This window comes from Nevskia soli, from assembly GCF_903970205.1.
Taxonomy (GTDB): domain Bacteria; phylum Acidobacteriota; class Terriglobia; order Bryobacterales; family Bryobacteraceae; genus Bog-113.
Genome location: NZ_CAJCHS010000170.1, coordinates 1 through 18,374 on the forward strand (window position 1 = coordinate 1; position 18,374 = coordinate 18,374).

At 59.9% G+C, this 18,374-nt stretch carries 16 protein-coding genes; 8 read left to right on the forward strand and 8 right to left on the reverse strand.

From position 1 onward, the window contains the following. The first annotated feature begins 125 nt into the window (after nucleotides 1-125). On the forward strand, nucleotides 126-308 hold the full coding sequence (locus H1Y01_RS07605) for an Rdx family protein (RefSeq protein WP_180539842.1): 183 nt from the start codon (nucleotides 126-128) through the stop codon (nucleotides 306-308). Nucleotides 309-318: 10 nt separating this feature from the next. Here H1Y01_RS07605 and H1Y01_RS07610 read toward each other — a convergent pair whose 3' ends face one another. From H1Y01_RS07610 to H1Y01_RS07640, 7 genes are read right to left on the reverse strand one after another with little or no spacing between them, the layout of a single operon-like run. Further along, the gene (locus tag H1Y01_RS07610; protein WP_180539843.1) at nucleotides 319-750 is read right to left on the reverse strand and encodes a LysM peptidoglycan-binding domain-containing protein; all 432 of its coding nucleotides are present in this window, start codon (nucleotides 748-750) and stop codon (nucleotides 319-321) included. A gap of 31 nt (nucleotides 751-781) precedes the next feature. Beyond that, entirely contained in the window at nucleotides 782-2,197 is a 1,416-nt protein-coding gene (locus tag H1Y01_RS07615) for a hypothetical protein (RefSeq protein WP_180539844.1), read from the reverse strand. Further along, nucleotides 2,194-3,936, reverse strand: coding sequence for an LIC_10190 family membrane protein (locus tag H1Y01_RS07620; RefSeq protein WP_180539845.1), 1,743 nt, complete (start codon nucleotides 3,934-3,936; stop codon nucleotides 2,194-2,196). Before H1Y01_RS07620 ends, H1Y01_RS07615 begins: the two co-directional genes overlap by 4 nt. 2 nt (nucleotides 3,937-3,938) lie before the next feature. Then, the gene (locus H1Y01_RS07625) at nucleotides 3,939-4,661 is read right to left on the reverse strand and encodes a class I SAM-dependent DNA methyltransferase (RefSeq protein WP_180539846.1); all 723 of its coding nucleotides are present in this window, start codon (nucleotides 4,659-4,661) and stop codon (nucleotides 3,939-3,941) included. Beyond that, complete coding sequence (locus H1Y01_RS07630; RefSeq protein WP_180539847.1) at nucleotides 4,654-5,778, reverse strand: DegT/DnrJ/EryC1/StrS family aminotransferase; 1,125 nt, start codon at nucleotides 5,776-5,778, stop codon at nucleotides 4,654-4,656. Before H1Y01_RS07630 ends, H1Y01_RS07625 begins: the two co-directional genes overlap by 8 nt. After that, nucleotides 5,778-6,164, reverse strand: coding sequence for a hypothetical protein (locus H1Y01_RS07635; RefSeq protein WP_180539848.1), 387 nt, complete (start codon nucleotides 6,162-6,164; stop codon nucleotides 5,778-5,780). The genes H1Y01_RS07630 and H1Y01_RS07635 overlap by 1 nt, the downstream gene beginning before the upstream one ends. Before the next feature lies 1 nt (nucleotide 6,165). Further along, complete coding sequence (locus H1Y01_RS07640) at nucleotides 6,166-7,455, reverse strand: glycosyltransferase (RefSeq protein ID WP_180539849.1); 1,290 nt, start codon at nucleotides 7,453-7,455, stop codon at nucleotides 6,166-6,168. A 544-nt stretch (nucleotides 7,456-7,999) separates the two neighbouring features. Between H1Y01_RS07640 and H1Y01_RS07645 the strand changes: the two genes are divergently transcribed. The 5 genes from H1Y01_RS07645 to H1Y01_RS07665 all read left to right on the forward strand — a co-directional run bounded on the left by H1Y01_RS07645 (nucleotide 8,000) and on the right by H1Y01_RS07665 (nucleotide 14,611). After that, nucleotides 8,000-9,049, forward strand: coding sequence for a glycosyltransferase family 4 protein (locus H1Y01_RS07645; protein WP_219341364.1), 1,050 nt, complete (start codon nucleotides 8,000-8,002; stop codon nucleotides 9,047-9,049). Beyond that, nucleotides 9,042-10,187, forward strand: coding sequence for a glycosyltransferase family 4 protein (locus H1Y01_RS07650; RefSeq protein WP_180539851.1), 1,146 nt, complete (start codon nucleotides 9,042-9,044; stop codon nucleotides 10,185-10,187). The genes H1Y01_RS07645 and H1Y01_RS07650 overlap by 8 nt, the downstream gene beginning before the upstream one ends. Beyond that, nucleotides 10,184-11,356 (forward strand): glycosyltransferase family 4 protein, encoded by a 1,173-nt coding sequence (locus tag H1Y01_RS07655; protein WP_180539852.1) that lies wholly within the window; start codon nucleotides 10,184-10,186, stop codon nucleotides 11,354-11,356. Before H1Y01_RS07650 ends, H1Y01_RS07655 begins: the two co-directional genes overlap by 4 nt. A 180-nt stretch (nucleotides 11,357-11,536) precedes the next feature. Further along, nucleotides 11,537-12,988, forward strand: coding sequence for an exopolysaccharide biosynthesis polyprenyl glycosylphosphotransferase (locus H1Y01_RS07660; protein ID WP_180539853.1), 1,452 nt, complete (start codon nucleotides 11,537-11,539; stop codon nucleotides 12,986-12,988). A gap of 33 nt (nucleotides 12,989-13,021) precedes the next feature. After that, nucleotides 13,022-14,611 (forward strand): glycosyltransferase family 39 protein, encoded by a 1,590-nt coding sequence (locus H1Y01_RS07665; protein WP_180539854.1) that lies wholly within the window; start codon nucleotides 13,022-13,024, stop codon nucleotides 14,609-14,611. On the opposite strand, the gene H1Y01_RS07670 is transcribed toward H1Y01_RS07665, so the two are convergent. Further along, nucleotides 14,612-15,835, reverse strand: a complete 1,224-nt coding sequence (locus H1Y01_RS07670; RefSeq protein ID WP_180539855.1) for an O-antigen ligase family protein — start codon at nucleotides 15,833-15,835, stop codon at nucleotides 14,612-14,614. A 26-nt stretch (nucleotides 15,836-15,861) separates the two neighbouring features. Between H1Y01_RS07670 and H1Y01_RS07675 the strand changes: the two genes are divergently transcribed. Both H1Y01_RS07675 and H1Y01_RS07680 read left to right on the forward strand, forming a co-directional pair. After that, the gene (locus tag H1Y01_RS07675) at nucleotides 15,862-17,148 is read left to right on the forward strand and encodes an amidohydrolase family protein (RefSeq protein WP_180539856.1); all 1,287 of its coding nucleotides are present in this window, start codon (nucleotides 15,862-15,864) and stop codon (nucleotides 17,146-17,148) included. 3 nt (nucleotides 17,149-17,151) lie between these two features. Next, nucleotides 17,152-18,374 (forward strand): family 16 glycosylhydrolase (locus H1Y01_RS07680; protein ID WP_180539857.1); only part of this gene is annotated, 1,223 nt, incomplete at its 3' end.

Below are 18,374 nucleotides of genomic sequence, written 5' to 3' on the forward strand. Positions count from 1 at the left end.
CCCAAAATGCACCGTTCCTACTCGGTATCCGTTTCTTGGCTACAAGTAGCCTACGAGCGTATACTGAGCCTATGACCGTTGAGATGAAACGATGTTTCTTTTGAGGCGATATCAAAGCTGAGGCCGTGAGCCTCAAAACCCGTATCGAAGCTGAATTGGGTGTGCCGACCCGGCTGCGCATAGGCCATCCAGGATCGCTGGACGTGATCGTCAACGGCCGCAAGATCTACTCAAAGCAGAAAAGCGGGCACCTTCCAGCACCGGATGAGGTTGTGAATCTGGTTCGCACTGAACTCGCCGGCGCGTGAGGTGAAGCCTCTATAACGGTATCTTCAGAGTCTGACCGGCGCGAATGTGGTCCGGATCTCTCAACTGGTCGCGGTTCGCCTCGAAGATTCTTTTATAGGCTCCCGGGTGACCGTAAAATTCCTGGCTGATTTTAGAAAGGCTGTCTCCCGGCTTGACTGTATAAGTATCTTCTCTAACCGACGGATCGGGAGCGGGCGCTGCAGTGGCAGCAGCCGCGTCAACGTCAAACTCCGCGGTCAAATCCGAGTAGGTCGGGTCCACTGCTTTGATCGCGTTCCACGCGTTGTTCTTGGCTTGTTCGGACGGCGCCTTCCCCTGCAGGAAAAGCTTATTATCCTGAACATGCAGGTGCTCCAATTCGATCCCCTGGGACTGAATCGCGGTAAGTACCGTTTGATATTTTTGTTTGAGCTGGTTTAAACGCTGCTCGTCGTCGGCCATAGATAGATCCTCCAGTATCCGGATAGCAAGTTCAGCGCCACTTACACGGGGACAGGATCACGAAGGTGTCGGGCTCGAGTACGGCGTTCTTCCACCAGATGGAACCGGGGAAGCGCCGCTCTTCGCAGTATCCGCGGGCTCGCAGCTGAGTTAAAGTGTCTTCGCTGGCGGGATTGCCATAGCGGAAAACGATGCGGTCAGGCTTTTGTGTACCCAGGCCCGTCAAACGGTCGTGATCCAGCGCAGTGGTCCACGGATAGAACGCTGCCTTCCGCCCGCTTTCCTGGATAGCAAAGAGATTCCGGTCGAAGTAAGGTTGAACGGCGAACGATTCGGGGGCGACTGCGAAGAGGTTTTGAGTACCGGTCTGTTTCAGATAAGCTGCCGCGGCCTTACTACCCGAGAATACATGGGTTAGCTGGAAATGGACCGATTCCACGCCGAATGCAATCTGAACCGCGAATACGGCGGCAATCGCGACACTTAGTGGTTTGCCAAAAATTTGTACTTTGGCATACGAAATCCAGAGAGTAAAGATCCATACGAGGAAGATAACTCCAGCGTGCCAGTAAGTCGCGCGAACTAGAGCTAGTAGAAGCAGTGGAGTCATCAGGCCGCCAAACAGCCAAAACGTGCCGGCTCGATGAAACCAGCGCGCCGAAATCGCCATCACGGCGAGGGCGCACAACAATCCGATCGCCTTGTTTGCGTTGCCGCCGATGCCGCCGAAGGATGCCTCGCGGATTTGCTGACACATGCGAAGGACGCGCGTCGTCAGACTAACGGGTGTAAATTGCGAGAGCAAATCGGGCGGGAAACGCAGCTGTAGAAAAAGCAGCCCGTAGAGTACGACCGTGGCGCCCAGAAATGTCCAGAAAACCGGCTTGCGCTTGCCCTCGCGGCCGACCGTCCAGATCCACTCGCAAAAGAGCACGCCGGCAACAAGTGCGCCATGAAGACTTACGTTCGCGAGCAGACCGAGTAACAGCCAATAGACCGCGGGACGATTTACACGGCGGGGGAAAAGGTACGCGATCACGCAAAGTAGCGGCAGATAGAGTACATAACTGCGCGCAATTACCGAAAACTGAAAGAGCGGAAAGTAACAGAACGGAAAGAGCGCTTTGAAGGGAAGCGGCAAGGGCGACAGCCAGAGAAACAAGCCGATTCCGATCACGCCGATCAAAGCGCTGACAAGATTCAGGGCATGATAGGCGAGACCCAGCCGCTGCAGCAGCATTAGCAGCGCGGGCCACAGCGCGGGCGATCCCTCGTAGCGCATCTGGTGAAACACGAGTTGGCCAAAACTCAGATCGCGCGCGAGTAGCCAAGACTGCGCTTCGTCAAACCACGGCTGGTGCCGCAGCGCGCATAGCCCGACCAGAACGTTGTACAGCACGAACGTCGCGCTCAATACCAGTCCACGTGTTTGGGGGCGGACTCTCATTGCGCCAGGTGCGGCCCAAGCTGTTTCGGTTGGGAGCGCGGAATCGAAACGAAGCCCGCGGCCAAGCCTCGCGCCGGGTCAGCCAGACGGAAGTTTTCATCGAGAACGAAGGGTGTGCATGGGAGCGGAAGGTCCCAGCATTGGTCGACGGGGAAGGTGAGCCGGAAATGAAAGTTGTTGAGCGTGCGCCAGAGGAAATGAATCGGGACCTGGCGATTCTCATAGCGGTTGTAGATGTGGGTGAGTTGCCCTTCACCGGAGGGGAGCGCCGCAGGTAAGAGCCAAGGTTGGTTCGAGGAGGCTATCCGATCGGCGCGGTTGGTCACTAGTATGCCGGCGGTAATCACGATGGCGAAACAGGGCGCGAGCATCGCTCGTAAACGGGGCAGCCTCCATTCACGAACCGGAAGGACAGCCGCCGCAAGCGCTGCCGGAAATAGCAGAAAGAATCCCAACCCGTAGCGCAGATTCGGCGCATTCACCGCAATCATTGCCAGTCCCGCATAGCCGAATAGCAACATCCAGCAACATTCGCGGCGACCGCGTCGATAACGGAGTAGAACCACAACCGTGGCTACGATCGTGACCAAGACCGCCGCCAGTTTTTCCTTCTGAATCACCCAGTAAGCGAGCCACCGGTAGCCGTGAATCTCGCTTCCGGGGATTCCCAGCCAGCGCGAAGCATCGCGAATATCGGAAGTGACATATTGAGCCATCGCAACAGGAATACTCCACGAGGTCGTCAGGCAACCGAGCGTCGAAGGGTACATCGGACAACCGCTGATGATCAGGTTCGCGGCGCCAAGCGTGAGCACGGGCACAGCTACGGCGGCTGCGCCGAGGGTGATCCACTCGCGATTCCACCAGCGCCCTTTCGCGTGAGCGATTGCGAACAGCACTCCGGCGGGGATGAGCGGGAGTACCGTAAGCTTGCATGCTACAGCGAGCGCCGCGACGATCATCGGCAGCAAGAAAGCGCGGGCATTTGGTTGCGGTTTAGAAACGATAAGCGCGGTCCACCCGATCAATACAGTCAAGGTCCATCCCGGAACATCGGTGCCGCTGGAGAGATCGAAGTGCCAATACCACGCAGCCGCCAATAGAATCGGATAAGCGGCGAGCAGATACCAGTCCGCCGGGCGCATGAGTGCCGCTGTGACGCGGTACAGCTTGCCCAGGAAATGAACCAGTACGAGAACGATGGCAAATTCGCCGACCATGCCGCTTCCCCGCCCTTCGATTGGGCCGTGGTTGAGAACCGCGGCGAGCGCGAACCAAGACGATGGCCAGCCCAGCCGGAAGTGCAGCCACGTGAGGCCTTTCACCAGACCGAAATGCGACAGCCACGAGATGGCCTGCTGGTGGTAAAGGCCGGTGTCATAAGCGTCCACGAGAACGGTTGAGCCGTGATAGGCCAGGCCGAGGATCGTCAGGACGCAGGCGATGGCGAGCGGCGACGGGATGGGCCGCAGCACCGACGAACGCAACGGCTCGCGCGACAAAAGCAGCGCTGCAGCGGCCAGCGGAAGCAGCGCGCACCAGGGCGATAGCGGAATCACGAGAGCCAGCGCGAGGAACACGCAGCCGACGGCGAGCAGTCCCAGCCAGATGGATAGGATCCCGTAGTCCAGTGGGTCTTCCTCGAAGCTCGCTTCCGCGTGCGACACGCGCAAGATCGCGGCGCCGATCGGGGCGCAGCACGCAGCTAGAAGACACCAGACCACCAGCAGCAGCAGCATGCTCAGGAACGCGCCACGGCCATCACGTTCCAGGTGTCCGGTCCGGGATCGCGATCGAACTCCGGAAACGCGCCGAAGCGCAACAGGTCGAATCCCGCGCTTTTTACGAAACGAAGGATCTCGTCCGCAAAGAAGTAACGGACGGTGTGGGTTTCCGTTAGATCCGGATCGATATGGAACGTAACATTGCAAACGCGGCGACACACATCGAGCGTTGCGGTCGATCGCCGCGTAATGGGTCCATTGGATGTATCTACAACGATTGTGCGGTCCGACGGCTTCTGCGCCAGAACCGCGGGGCCGTACCAGCAATCGAAGATCAGCAACGCTCCGGGCCGCAGATGACGGTGAGCCGCGCGCAAGGCAGCGTCAACATCGTCGTTGGTCAGTTGATAGCCAAGCACGGCGAACATCATGATCGCGGCATCGAACGTCTCTTCCAGCTCCAGTTCTTTCAGATCGCTTTGAATCAGACGAACGCCCTTGCGTTCGGCTTCAGCCAGCATGGCGGCAGAACGATCGACGCCGGTGACGCAGTAGCCAAGCTTCGCCAGTTCGACGGCGTGCCTACCGGACCCACACCCGAGGTCGAGTACGCGGTGGGCCGGGAACGATCCGTATTCGTTCAAGACGCGTTGGATCAGACGCGATTCGCCCGCATAATCTTTCGCGGCATAGAGCGAGTCGTAGAGAGCGGCATAGGCGGGACCGAAAAGTTCAGGCACGTTCGAGAGCTCCGCGAACGGCTTTCGCTACGCGCCTGAAATCGCTCGCAGAACTGCCGAGTCCCGATGGCAGATATAAGCCGCGGCGAGCGAGCCGTTCCGCGACCGGATACCTCTCACCGGCGAATAAGCCGCGCTTCAGCAGTGCCGGCTGCTGGTGCATCCCGAGAAAGAACGGGCGCGTTTCGATCTCGCAGCAGCGCAACCGGCGCGCCATCTCCGCCGCGTCGAACGGAACGGAATCATCGAGCACGATTCCGAACATCCAGAAACTGCTCGATGCCCACGGTTCTTCCGCAGCTAGTTGCAACGGCAATCCGTCAAGCTCTTCGCGGTAAAGGCCGGCCATCGCGCGTTTGCGGCGTAAGAGTTCTTCCGTCCGCTCGATTTGTCCGAGGCCCAGCGCAGCCTGCATGTTCGTCAACCGGAAATTGAATCCGGTCGCTTCGTGGCGAAACCGCTCGCCGGGGATAAAACAAAGATCGCGCAAGGATGCGAGGCGCGCGGCGAGGTCCGGATCGTCAGTCAGAGCCATCCCGCCCTCACCGGTCGCAATCAACTTGTTGGCGTAGAAGCTGAAGCAGCTCACACGTCCGAAGCTTCCGCAGCGCGCCCAATCGCCGTTCCTCATGCGATACCTTGCGCCATGCGCTTCGGCGGCGTCTTCAATCACGGCCAGGTTGTGCGCCGCGGCGATGGCGAGTAGAGGCTCCATGTCGACCGGGTGCCCATAGATGTGGACCGGCATGATGGCTCGCGTGCGCGGCGTAATCTTCGCCTCGATCGCGCTCACGTCCATGCACCAGGTTTTCGGATCGCTGTCCACCAGAACGGGAACCGCGCCGTTATAGATCGCGGCCAGCGCACACGGAATAATCGTGAACGTAGGGAGGATCACCTCGTCGCCGGGCGCCAGATTCAAAGCCGCGACGGACGCTTGCAAAGCGGTTGTCCCGCTGGACATCGCGATCCCAAACCGGCGCCCGATATACTCCGCCCAGGCCGCTTCGAACTGTTTGACTGCCGGGCCCGTGGACGACACCCAGCCGCTGCTCACGCAGGCGGCGACACGCGCGGCGTCCTCCGGCGTGAACCAGGGTTCGCTGACCGGAATCATCAAAACAGCTGCTTCTCCCCTTCGCCAAAATACGGGCCTTGCTTCACCTCGGTGAGCACGGTGTCTTCGCGCATGTGGAAACCGTGGCCGCCCGCCAGCAGCAGCACCGCATCGCCTTCGCGCAGCTCGCGCGTGGCGATCAACTGCTTTGCGTCGTCGTAGATATCGATCGCGCACGATCCTTTGCGAACCGAAACAAACTCGCAGGTGACGCCCAGCGAGCGCCTCACCGGAACGTGAACATGACGCGGGAGTGTCTCGCCGGCGCCATAAACGATAAACCCGAGTTGCAAAGGCGCGGCAGGATCGCTAACGAAAGTCGTCTCGTGAAATTCAGTTTCCTTCGTGACCAGCACCGCCAGCAGTTCACCGGCTGCGGAAATCATCTCATGCGGCATCGCTCACGGTCTCCCGCTCGCGGTCGAGCCGCACAGGCTCGACGGGCGAAACGGAAGCAGCGGGGCCGATCTCAGCCGCAAGAGCATCCAAGACTTTCCGGAAGTGGCGCGAGAACTCATACTCGCGTGTGTAGCACGCGAGCGCGCGCTGTCGGTAACCTTCATAATCCTGTTCCATGCGCGCGATGGCCGACGGGATTTCATCGATGTTCCGCACCACCACGCCGCATCCGTAACCTTCAATCATCTCGCGCATGCCCGGGAAATCCTGACAGATGACCGGGACGCCGTTGCGCAGATAGCTCGGAAGCTTGCCGGACGCGCTGACAATGAGGGTGTAATTCGGACCGTAGCTTTCGGCGTAAACGGCGAGACCGAAGCGCGCGGACGCGATCAAATCGTCCAGTTCATCCTCCGGCGCGGGTTCCAATTTCACGTGGACGCGCGGGCTGTCGATTTCCAGAAGGCGGCGAACATAAGGCTCATCCGGGCTGCGGCGGAAACCGGCGTTCAGCACCAGAGCATAGGGTTCGGGCCAACTGCCGGCGGCTTGCGCAAGTTCGAGACACAGAACTCCGGGATCCATCATTCCGGCATGCAGAAGGATTTTGCGATCGCTGGGAAGTCCCAGGTAGCGATGCAGATAATCGGTGGTCCGAACGCGACCCGCGCCCATCGGGGAATTCGGCACCAGAAGAACGCGCGCGTGACCCGGACGGTTTTCCTCGATCAATGCGCGGGCTCGCAAGGGGTCCTGCACGATAATCCACCGGGCTTTCCGGCAGGCGATTCGTTCCAGCGATTTCAGCACGCGCTTGAGCGGGCTCCGAATCTCGGAAGCGAAACTGAGTTCCAGCGACCAGAAGAAAAGCGGCACTCGTCGAAGTGTGGCGAGCACCAAAGCGCAGACACCTCCGGCAGGATCCACGCCGAACAGCGCATCGTAACGCTCGTGGCGCGTTCGCGACAAAACAAAGCCAAGGTAGAGCAGCACGCCGAGCGGACCCGCGAATCGAAAGCGCCGCTTCTGATCCGGATAAACCTTGCGCAGCTTCCCGGCCGCATTGCTCTTGATGATGCGAACGCCTTCCGGCATAGTTCCCAGCTCGGGCATTTCCGAATCGCCCCCGCGCATGAAAATATCGGCATCGTAGCCGTGCTCGGCCAGCAGGCGCAGGGCGCCCAGCATGCTGGGGGAGAGCGCGAGATGCCCTTCCCAGAAAAGGATGGCGACGCGCGGCTTCGGCGCGGAGAAACTCGAATTGGAACTCGCACGCATCCTTCTCCATCTTAAAGGGTTCTATCTCAAAGGTTCGCGGGTAAGCGATGGTGTCCTAAAACTGCGCTGTATAAGAAAGGCTGTTCGGGATGGCGGTTTCGGAGCGCTCTCCGCCGGAGCGAACAAATGCGCGGCATTCCTTCACTGCTGGCTATCACTAACGAAGCCGGAATCTGCCACCCATGGCATTTTGTGATCAGGGGAGTGCGCGCACGCACTTCCAGGAAAGCTACCCGCGGCTGACAGCGACGGACCCTCCCTTTCGGTCGGGCTCGGAGTGGGGCTGTACGGCTACCTTTTCATCTTTGGTTGTGAACCGAAGGATCATGCCACTCGGTAACAGACCAACTCTTTGTTGTCGCGGCTCGGATTTTCAGAACCACGCGGACGTTTATAATTCGTACGGGACCATCTGGCAACGGCAAGCGTACTCCAACCCGCTACCCCGCCGTCGTGGCGCGTCGCTCTCCTCACCAACTTCATTCCTCCGTACCGGCTGCCGATTTACGAATCGCTCGCGCGCCGCGTGGCGCAATTGCGGGTTTTGATTTCGACGCGCTCGGAAGCGAATCGCACGTGGGAGCCGAACTTCGGCGCACTGGACGTCATCGTTCAAAAGTGCATTACGCGGTCGCGTACCTGGCGGCACCCGAAGGGTTTCACCGAGACGGTCTACACGCATTTCCCGTACGATACGATTCCGGAGTTGGGCCGCTACCGTCCGGATGTGGTCATCTCCGGCGAGTTTGGATTCCGCACCATCAGCGCCGCGATCTACCGGCTGATCGACCGGCGCACGCGGCTCATCATCTGGGGAACGCTTTCCGAATGCACCGAACAGGATCGCGGCCGCGTGCGGGAATTCCTGCGCAAATCGCTGCTGCACATCGCCGACGCGCTGGTCGTGAACGGACATAGCGGCGCCCGCTATCTGCAAAGTTTCGGCGTCAACCCCGCTAGCATTTTTCTCGTTTTCACGACCACCGATGTCGCCGCTTTTGCGCGCGTGCCGTTGATGCGAACGGGTCCGGCGGCGCATCGGATGCTGTACTCCGGACGTTTGGTGGAGCGCAAGTGCGTGCTTCCGTTTCTGCGCGTGCTGGCCCGCTGGCTGGAAGCGCATCCGGACCGCACGGCCGAAGTGGTGATCGCCGGTGACGGTCCGGAACGCGGGCCGATCGAGCGCGCGGGTTTGCCGCCCCAGCTTCAGCTGCGGTTCCTTGGCGACCTGGCCTACGATCAGCTTCCCGCCGTGTACGCCGAGGCGGGCGTTTTGATCTTCCCCACCATGGCCGATGAATGGGGTCTGGTGGTGAACGAAGCTCTTGCCGCCGGGGTTCCCGTGCTCGGCAGTGCGTATGCGCAGGCGGTTGAAGAACTGGTGGAGGAAGGCCGCACCGGGTGGATCTTCCGTCCCGACCATGAGGACGAACTCTATGCGGCTCTGGACCGCTTCTTCGCGGCCACGGAAAGCGAGCTTAATGAAATGCGCGTGCTGGCGCGGGCGAAGGTCATCGATTTAACTCCCGATGCCGTGGTGGGTCCGCTGGTGGACGCGATCCGCTACGCGCGGCGCGGCGCCCCGAATGACTAACGATGGCCGTCAGCTTCGCGTCGCGCTGTTGACGAACTTCATTCCACCGTACCGGCTGCCGGTGTTTCGGGAACTGGCGCGGCGCGTAGGGAGTCTGCGAATCTTCCTCTCCACGACGATGGAAGGCGACCGGCTATGGAAACCGGAATTCGGCGGACTCGATGTGCGGGTTCAACGAACGTATACGCGACGATCCGGCGGCCCGCGCGAGCCACCACAGGAGATCAAAGACACCCACTTTCCGCTCGATACCCTCGCCGTACTGGCGCGCTTTCGTCCCGATGTGGTGATCTCCGGAGAGTTGGGCTTTCGCACGCTGAGTGCCGCGCTTTATTGCGCAATGCACCCGGCGGCGAAGCTGGTGATCTGGGCCACGCTGTCGGCGGAAAGCGAGCGCCATCGCGGGGCAATTCGCCGCATGATCCGCCGCGTGCTGCTGCATCGGGCCGACGCGGTGATCGTGAATGGGCGCAGCGGCCGCCGCTATATCGAACGGTTTGGCGTGCCGCCGCCGATCGTTTTCGAAGTGCCGCAGACCGCCGATGTCAATGGGTTCGCGCGCGTGCCGCTCGTCAGATCGCCCGAGGCGGCGCGCAGACTGCTGTACGCCGGACGCCTGGTCAGCGTCAAACGCGTGGCGCCGTTCCTCGAAGTGTTAGCGCGCTGGGCCCGTGAGAACAGCGCGACGGCAATCGAGTTTTGGATCGCGGGAACGGGACCGAGAAGGGACGCGATCGCCGCGGTTCCCTGCCCGCCGAACCTGCGAGTCAAGTTCCTCGGGCACATCGAGTATGCGGATCTTCCTCGCGTTTATGCGGATGCCGGAGTGCTGGTGTTTCCTTCGGATGCGGACGAATGGGGAGTCGTCGTGAACGAAGCGATGGCTTCCGCGATGCCGGTGCTCGGCAGTTCCGGCGCACAGGCGGTAAGTGAATTAGTGCAGGATGGGGTTTCCGGTTGGGTGTTCCCCGCCGGCGATGCCGCCAAGCTCTTGCAGAAGATTGGCGAGGTCTTCAGAGCCGGTGACGACCAGCTTGACCGCATGCGCGTCCGTGCGCGGGACCGCGCGCTTTCCATCACGCCCGAACGGGTGGTCGATCGAATCGAAGACGCCATGCGGTTCGCGCGAACGGCATGAAGATTCTGCTGGTCCACAACTTCTATCAACAGCCCGGCGGCGAGGATCAGGTCTTCCGCGCGGAAGCCGGGATTCTGCGCAACGCCGGCCACACCGTCGTCGAATTGACCGAAACGAACGACCGCGTGAAGGAGATGTCGGCGCTCGCTCTTGCGCGCGCGACCATCTGGAACAGCGACGCGTACCAGCGCGTGTACGAGACCGCCACGCGCGAGCGCCCCGCTGTGGTCCACTTCCACAACACGTTTCCACTGTTATCGCCCGCCGTTTATTACGCCGCGCGGCGGGCCGGTGCAGCGGTAGTGCAGACGCTGCACAATTACCGTTTCCTCTGTCCCGCGGCGACGCTGTTTCGCGATGGACGGCCGTGCGAAGACTGCGTCGGCCATCTGCCGTGGCCGGGCGTGCTCCACGCTTGTTATCGCGGGAGCCGGACGGCCTCCGCGGGCATCGCGGCGATGCTGGGCTTTCACCGGCTCCGTCAAACGTTTAGCCGACAGGTGGATGCGTTCATCGTTTTGAACGAATTCGCACGGCAAAAATTCCTTCGGGGCGGATTACCCCCGGAAAAGTTATTTTTAAAGCCGAATTTCGTCGATCCGGATCCGAGTTTCGGCGACGGTGGAGAAACTTTTCTGTTCGCCGGGCGGTTATCTCCCGAGAAGGGTATCGAAATTCTTCTCGCCGCATGGCGTGAATCGCCGGATTTGCCGCTGCTGAAAATCGCCGGTGACGGGCCTTTACGAGCCGCTGTGCTCGATCAAATCGGCAGCATTAAAAATGCGGAATACCTGGGGCGAATTCCGCATGCGGAGGTACTCGCTGCGATGAAAAGCTCGAAGGCGCTCATTCAGCCTTCAACCTGGTATGAAATGTTTCCGGTCAACGTGGTGGAGGCATTTGCCTGCGGACTTCCGGTAATTGCGAGCGACGCCGGAGCATTGCCTGAAATTGTAAGTAATCGGACCAACGGTCTCTTATTCCAGTCAGGTAACAGTAAAGACTTAGGCCGCAAAGTACGGCTTCTAGCTTCCGATTCTGGGCTTTGTTGTACGTTACGGAAACACGCGAGACAGGCGTTTGAGAGATACTATCAAGGAGACCTGAACGTCCGGCTGCTTGTTCAAATCTATGAGAACGCTATCCAATCCTCGAACTCGCGGCGTTAAGGATCCCCGTGTGTACGGGCCGGTTGTAAGCGGCCAGAAGTCCGAAAGCACCGCTTACTACGTGCGCGGCTCGGTAAGTTTAGGCGGCTCAGTAAATTTAGTGTGTTACAGAGCCGCGCCCGTAAGGAAGCGGTTGTGACACAGGCAGCTAGCGTAATTCTCTAATCGTCCATCGGATCCATGGCCACTACTGTCACCCAGGCAGCGCCCATCTCTGAGTCGGTTACCCGGCCGCAAACTTCACCGTGGATGAGCCGCGCGCTCATGCTTGCGACCGATCTTGTGGCTCTTACGCTGGCCGGTTTCGTCGGCTCTCAAATTTGGTCGCATGTAAACCGCGGAAGCCCTCCCATTTACCGGCATTTCTGGCCGGCGATCGCATTATTTATTCTCATTTTCGGCACAGAAAACCTTTATCCGGGTGTTGGCGTCGGTCCGGTTGAACTTTTGCGCAAATTGGTGCGCGGTGTTTCCGTCGTCTACCTGATGTTGACGACGGTGGTTTTTATGACTAAAGGCGCCGATTACCAGTCGCGCGGCGCCTTCTTTACTTCGTGGATACTATCGATTCTGCTGCTTCCCCTGGCGCGCGCATGGGTTCATCAAATGGCCGCGAAGAAGCCGTGGTTCGGGGTGCCTGTCGTTATCCTCGGCAGCGGTGAGACCGCGGAGCTTCTCATCGAGAAACTCCATCAGGCTCCCGAGATGGCGATGAAGCCGGTGGCTTGCCTGGATGACTTCACCGATGGCCGGAGTGAGATCTCGGGCGTGCCCTTGATTGGAGATCTGGCTCTGGCCAAGCCGCTGGCGCGATCCTTGCACATTCGGCACGCGATTCTCGCGATGCCCGGATTGCCCGGCGAACAGTTGGTGGTGTTACTGGAAAAGCTTTCCGTCGTGTTTCCCCACGTGTTCCTGGTCCCGAATCTGATGGGCGTTGCCAGCATCCCGGTGAGCCCGATGGATGTGGGCGGCGTTCTGGCGCTCGAACTCCGGCACAATCTGCTGTTCCCCATCAATCGCTACCTGAAACGCGCATTGGATGTAGTGGCGGTGCTGGTGCTCATGCCGCTGGCGATCCCGATCACTTTGATTTGCGCTCTTTGCATTTATCTGGTCAGCCGGCACAATCCTTTCTTCCTCCATGCGCGCGAGGGTGAAGGCGGAAAGCCAATCCGCATCCTAAAACTACGCTCCATGTATCCGGATGCCGATGCGATTCTGGAGCGCTATTTGGAAGAGAACCGCGAAGCGCGCGAAGAGTGGGAGCGCTACTGTAAGTTGCGGAGAGATCCCCGAGTACTGCCGGGTGTCGGGCATTTCCTGCGGCGCAGCAGCCTTGACGAACTTCCCCAGTTCTGGAATATCCTGATCGGGCAGATGAGTCTGGTGGGACCGAGACCTTTCCCGAGCTATCATATGCGCCAGTTCCCTTCGGCCTTCCGCGACCTGCGGGTGAAGGTACGGCCCGGACTGACCGGATTATGGCAGATCTCGGCGCGTAGCGAAGGCGATTTGGAAGTGCAGGAAGTGCTTGACACTTACTACATCCGCAACTGGTCGCTCTGGCTCGATATCTTCATTCTTAGCCGGACGGCGCGCGCGGTCTTTTTTGGCCAGGGCGCTTACTAAGTTCACGCAAGGCGATTCGCCGATCAAGGGAAGGTGGAAGCGAAACTAAATAGGCCCGGTTCGAAACGTCTAAGTGCCGGCTGGCGCAACCTGCGGATCGGGTTCTCGGACTGGCGCGCGGCAGCGGCCGCCTTCGAAGACTTCTGCGACCGGCGGCTAGCCCTCGTTTTAGTTGTCGCGAGCATCATTTACTTCGCCGTAATGTATGTCCAGAGCTCTCTTAAGACACTCTGGTACGACGAGTTTTTCACGCACTTCCTCGCGCTGCTCCCGGTCGCGCGAATATGGGAGGCCACCCAGAGCGGCGCCGAGGTGCATCCGCCGTTGCCGGCAGTAAGCGCGCACTTCGCACAGACCCTTTTCGGACCAACCGCTTTCGCTACGCGACTGCCGGAGATGATCGCCTTCTGGGGTATGTCGCTGGCGCTCTTCTTCCTGGTGCGCCGCTATCTGGGGACATGCTGGGCCTTTACCGCTGTACTCTTCGTCTTTCAGTCCGATGCGGAGGGTTACGCGACCGAGGGGCGTCCGTATGCCATTGTGATGTGCTGCGCGGCCGTCGCGCTCTTGTGTTGGCAGAACCTATGGTCGGGCCGACGATGGCTTTGCCTCATCGGGATTTTCCTAAGCCTCGCCGCCGTAGTCTCAGCAAATGTGATGGGTGTGTTGATCGCCGTGCCGCTCGGGGTGGGCGAACTCTACCGTACCTGGCGCACGCGACGCATCGATTTCCTGTTTTGGATCGCAGCGATTGCCGGCGCGTCCGTCTTACTGGTCTATCTGCCGATGATCCACATGGCGCAGCGCTATTTGGCGCATAACTCAGGTGGAATGGGGCATATGGCGTCGCTGTTTCATCTTATGGAGTTGCCGCTGCTCCCTTCGTTAACGCCGATTGTGACGGTACTCATCGTCGTTTGGATGGTTAACGGGGTTCCTGCGAACCGTGGTTTAACCGAAGGAACTTATCCACCGGTCAGCGACCTGGTAGCTGCTACCGCCTTATTCCTGTTGCCGGTTTGCCAAAAGATACTCGAACACTGGACCCACTCCGTAAATCTGCGTTACACGCTTTCCTATGTCATTGGCGCGGCGCTGGTCTTCACCTACGCTTGCGCATGGTTCTCGAGACGAGTTCCGGGCGCGGGTTTCGCTGCCATGGCGGTCCTTGCCGCTTCGGTAGTCTGCGGCGGAGTACTCCACTATCGAGCGGTCCACAAGCTCCCGCGATGGCCGCCTGAAATGAATGCCGCGGAGCTTCCCAATCTGCCGATCCTAGTGGATCAGGGCTTTCACTTATTTCCCGTGTATTGGTATAACCCGGCTCTTCGCAACCGGCTCTACTTTGTAGTGAGCCGTGAAGACGCGCTTCGCGCCTCCGGCGGGGATACCGTCGAACTCAATCTCTCATTCGCGCGCGATTGGTTTCCGGTGCAACTTGCGGATCGCAAGCAGTTCTTTTATCCCGGCTCGAAGTTCCTGTTCTATGAAAGCGCGGCCGAGGGTGTCCTTTTCCCCGACTGGCAGTTGGATGCTTGCCGCGAAATGCACGCCAGCATCAACCTGGTGAAGCAGTTGTCACCGGCAGACACACTTTACGAAGTAGATATACCGGCGCAGTAACTATGACTGCGGAACGGTTCGCACCGCGAGCACGCGGTATCCAGGTTCCGTGTCCGTTTGCCCTTCGGGATTGTTCCGGCTCGTCGCGGCGAGTGCTCCAGCGTATAGAAACACCATGGCGGCGAGCGCGGGTAGTCGAAGCGTGTAATCGACCGCGCAGTGGAGGAACACGGCCGGGACGCCTAAACCCCAGGGATGTTTCCACGCGAGCCATCCCATCCAACCGGCGAACAGCAGCAGCGCGGCCGCGAAGGGGATGCCGCCCTCTGACGTCCATTGCAGCCAATCGCTATGCGCTTCGTTCACAAACAGCGTGATATCGATCGTCGCGAACTGCGGATAAACCGCACGCCAGTTGCCGAGGCCGAATCCGGCTGCCGGACGCGCCTTGATCATATCGACGGTGGACGCCGCAAGCTGATCGCGGTATTGCCAGGGATTCGCCTCGTGAAACCGGTTCCAGATCGCGTCGGGACCCACAATCAACGCAAATAAGATCATGAGTCCAATCACCGGCAGACCGAATTGCAGCATGCCGCGAATCGACATCGGTTTGCGAATCACGGTAATCAACACCAGCACCGCGAGCTCGAGAAACACGACGATCACTCCGGCGCGGGAAACGCTCGCGATCGCGCACGCGACTAACGCCGCCAGCACAATCGCGTAAGCTCCGCGGGCGCGGCGCGCGGTGGTCATCCGGAAAAACGCGAGCGGGATCAGTAGCTCAAGGAAAGCCGCGTAGTGGTTCTTGTACACGAACGGACCGTAGGCCGGGTAGCGGGATTCGAAGATCCCGTAGATCCGATTGCCTGAGCCGAAGTGAAACAGAATGGAGACAACGGCCAGCAGGGTCCCGGCGCATAGCTGCACGGTGAGAAACCGCTGCCGGGTATCGCGGTTATCGAGCGCCGACTTCGCGACCGTGTAGATCACGGCACAAGTCAGCCACTGCAGCGACGCGTTCCACGTCTCGTAGGCATATACCGACTGCCCGAGAGCTATCTGCAGCGGACCCCACACGGCCAGTCCGGCGACCAGCAAAACGTCCCACGAGGGCCGGGCGATCGGGTCACGGAAAAACCGGAATGCCACGGCGACACTCGCGATAATCAGCGAACCCGCCTGGAAAATGCTGATCGACCACGCGGCTGGAACCCAGGCCAGCAACAGGCCGAGATAGACAATTGCTGTGAGCCAGTCGATTAGCAAGGGAGCTTTCATATTACCCGCTCGCATACAATGTCCGCATGCGGGGGCGAATCTGGCTGGGACTGTGGTTCGGCGCAGTCGTACTGGTTGCACAGCCGGCTGTCGAAAAACCGGCGCCGCTCGTGATCCACGCGGGCCGTCTGGTGGATGTCCGTGCCGGCCGCGTTCTGCGCGATCAGACCATCGTGGTGGAGAACGGGATGATCACGCAGGTCGGCGCAAGAGTAACGTCGCCGCCCAACGCGACGACGATCGACCTCAGCTCATCGACGGTGCTGCCCGGATTGATCGACGCGCACACGCACATCCTGCTGCAAGGCGATGTAACGGCAGCCGATTACGACGAGCAGCTTTTGAAGGAGTCGATTCCGTACCGCACGATTCGCGCAACGGTGGCGGCGCGTACCGCATTGATGAACGGCTTCACCTCGATTCGCGACTTGGAAACGGAAGGCGCGATGTACGCCGACGTTGACGTGAAGCGCGCGATCGAACGGCAGATCATCCCCGGCCCGCGCATCTTCTGCTCCACGCGCGCATTCGCTCCGACGGGTATGTACCCGCTGCTCGGCTACTCCTGGGAGTTGAAGCTACCCGAAGGCGTTCAGATTGTCGACGGAGTGGATAACATCCGCAAGGCCGTTCGTGAACAGGTTAAGTACGGCGCCGACTGGATCAAGTATTATTCCGACCGTCGTTATTACGTCAAGGACGGCGTCCTGCACTCCTGGGTTAACTTCCCCGACGAAGAAGCGCGCGCCCTTGTGGAGGAAGCGCACCGGCTGGGACGTCGTGTGGCTTCGCATGCGATCGGTTCCGATGGAATTGCCGCCGCTCTGCGCGCGGGAGTCGATTCCGTCGAGCACGGCGATGGATTCACCGACGACTTACTCGACGAGATGGTGCGCAAAGGGACTTACTGGTGCCCGACCATCTTCATCGCGGACTACGATGCCAAGGCGAGGGCCGAAACGGGCGGACCCGTGTGGCTGCAAATGCGCGAATTAGAAGAGCAGGCCTTCCGGCGAGGCCTCGCCAAGCACGTAAAAATTGTCTTTGGCACGGATGTGGGAGGGTTTCCATGGACGGTAAACGCAGCTAAGGAATTCAGTTATATGGTTCGCTACGGGATGCCGCCCATGGAAGCGATCCGGTCAGCGACTCTGGCCGCCGCGGACTTGCTCGAACAGCAGGACAAATTAGGCGCCATCGAAGCTGGAAAGGCGGCTGATATCGTGGCCGTGCATGGCGATCCACTTAGCGACATCAGCGAACTCGAACGCGTGTATTTCGTGATGAAGAACGGAGTTGTTTACAAGCAATAACTTATGAGACTTACTCTTGCATTTACTTTTCTACTCACGTGCGGGATGGCGTGGGCGCAATCGAGCGCGCCGACCGGCTGGAAGCTGGTCTGGAGCGACGAATTCAACGGAGCGGCGAACACCGCGCCGGACCCGACGAAGTGGACTTATGACCTGGGAGGCGGCGGGTGGGGAAACAACGAACAGGAGGTTTACACCAACTCGACTCAGAACGCGTACATGGACGGTCAGGGTCACCTGGTAATTCAAGTTCTGAACAGCAATGGCTCCTACACGTCGGCGCGCATGAAGACGCAGGGACTCTACTCGTTCACTTACGGCAAGGCAGTCGCGCGGATTAAGATTCCCTACGCGCAGGGCATCTGGCCGGCGTTCTGGACTCTGGGCAGCGACATCACCACCGTCCCGTGGCCGGGCTGCGGAGAGATCGACATCATGGAGAACTTCGGCGTGCAAAATAACGATGCGTCGACCAACCATGGAACACTGCATGGACCGGGCTACCAGGGCACAGGACTCACCGCATCCTACACCCTACCGAACGGACGCAAGTTCAGCGACGACTTCCACCTGTTTCAAATGCAATGGTCGCCGGGTATGGTGCAGCTTTCGGTTGACGGCAATCTCTATTCGACCGTCACGACCTCGAATGTCCCGCAGAACGGAAGCTGGGTGTTCGACAACAACCCGCTCTTCTTCCTCCTCAACGTCGCGGTAGGAAGCTCGTCGACTCCCGCGCCGGTGGGGCCGCCGACGGGAACGACTTTCCCGCAGCAGATGCTGGTCGATTATGTCCGGGTGTATCAGCAGGTCCCGATCGCTAGCGCGACCACGCCGAACGTAGCTCCGGGCGGCGTGGTCAATGCGGCATCATCGACCGATGTCGTCTCCCCCGGCAGCCTGGTGTCGCTCTATGGGGCGAATCTCGCGGACGCTACTTATAGCTCGTTGTTCGACAACACCACGGGTTCGTTCGCGACCAGCACGAGTTCCGGAGTTACGGTAAGCGTGAACGGTGTGAATGCGCCACTCACTTACGTGTCGGCCAGTCAGATCAACCTGCAGATCCCGTGGGAGACGCCGGTGGAACCGACGAACGTTTATACCGCGACAGTGAACACTTCGGCGGGTTCGAGCTTTGCCGAGCCGATCACGCTTGGGTCGGCTTCACCAGCGGTTTTCGAGAACTATTCGACTGGGGTGGGATTGATCAATTGCAACGGCAG

Bases quoted from the DNA above. Each gene is read 5' to 3' on its own strand.
- H1Y01_RS07610 (WP_180539843.1), bottom strand. From the start codon at position 750: ATGGCCGACGACGAGCAGCGTTTAAACCAGCTCAAACAAAAATATCAA.
- H1Y01_RS07615 (WP_180539844.1), bottom strand. From the start codon at position 2,197: ATGAGAGTCCGCCCCCAAACACGTGGACTGGTATTGAGCGCGACGTTC.
- H1Y01_RS07620 (WP_180539845.1), bottom strand. From the start codon at position 3,936: ATGCTGCTGCTGCTGGTGGTCTGGTGTCTTCTAGCTGCGTGCTGCGCC.
- H1Y01_RS07630 (WP_180539847.1), bottom strand. From the start codon at position 5,778: ATGATTCCGGTCAGCGAACCCTGGTTCACGCCGGAGGACGCCGCGCGT.
- H1Y01_RS07635 (WP_180539848.1), bottom strand. From the start codon at position 6,164: ATGATTTCCGCAGCCGGTGAACTGCTGGCGGTGCTGGTCACGAAGGAA.
- H1Y01_RS07640 (WP_180539849.1), bottom strand. From the start codon at position 7,455: ATGCGTGCGAGTTCCAATTCGAGTTTCTCCGCGCCGAAGCCGCGCGTC.
- H1Y01_RS07650 (WP_180539851.1), top strand. From the start codon at position 9,042: ATGACTAACGATGGCCGTCAGCTTCGCGTCGCGCTGTTGACGAACTTC.
- H1Y01_RS07655 (WP_180539852.1), top strand. From the start codon at position 10,184: ATGAAGATTCTGCTGGTCCACAACTTCTATCAACAGCCCGGCGGCGAG.
- H1Y01_RS07660 (WP_180539853.1), top strand. From the start codon at position 11,537: ATGGCCACTACTGTCACCCAGGCAGCGCCCATCTCTGAGTCGGTTACC.
- H1Y01_RS07670 (WP_180539855.1), bottom strand. From the start codon at position 15,835: ATGAAAGCTCCCTTGCTAATCGACTGGCTCACAGCAATTGTCTATCTC.
- H1Y01_RS07675 (WP_180539856.1), top strand. From the start codon at position 15,862: ATGCGGGGGCGAATCTGGCTGGGACTGTGGTTCGGCGCAGTCGTACTG.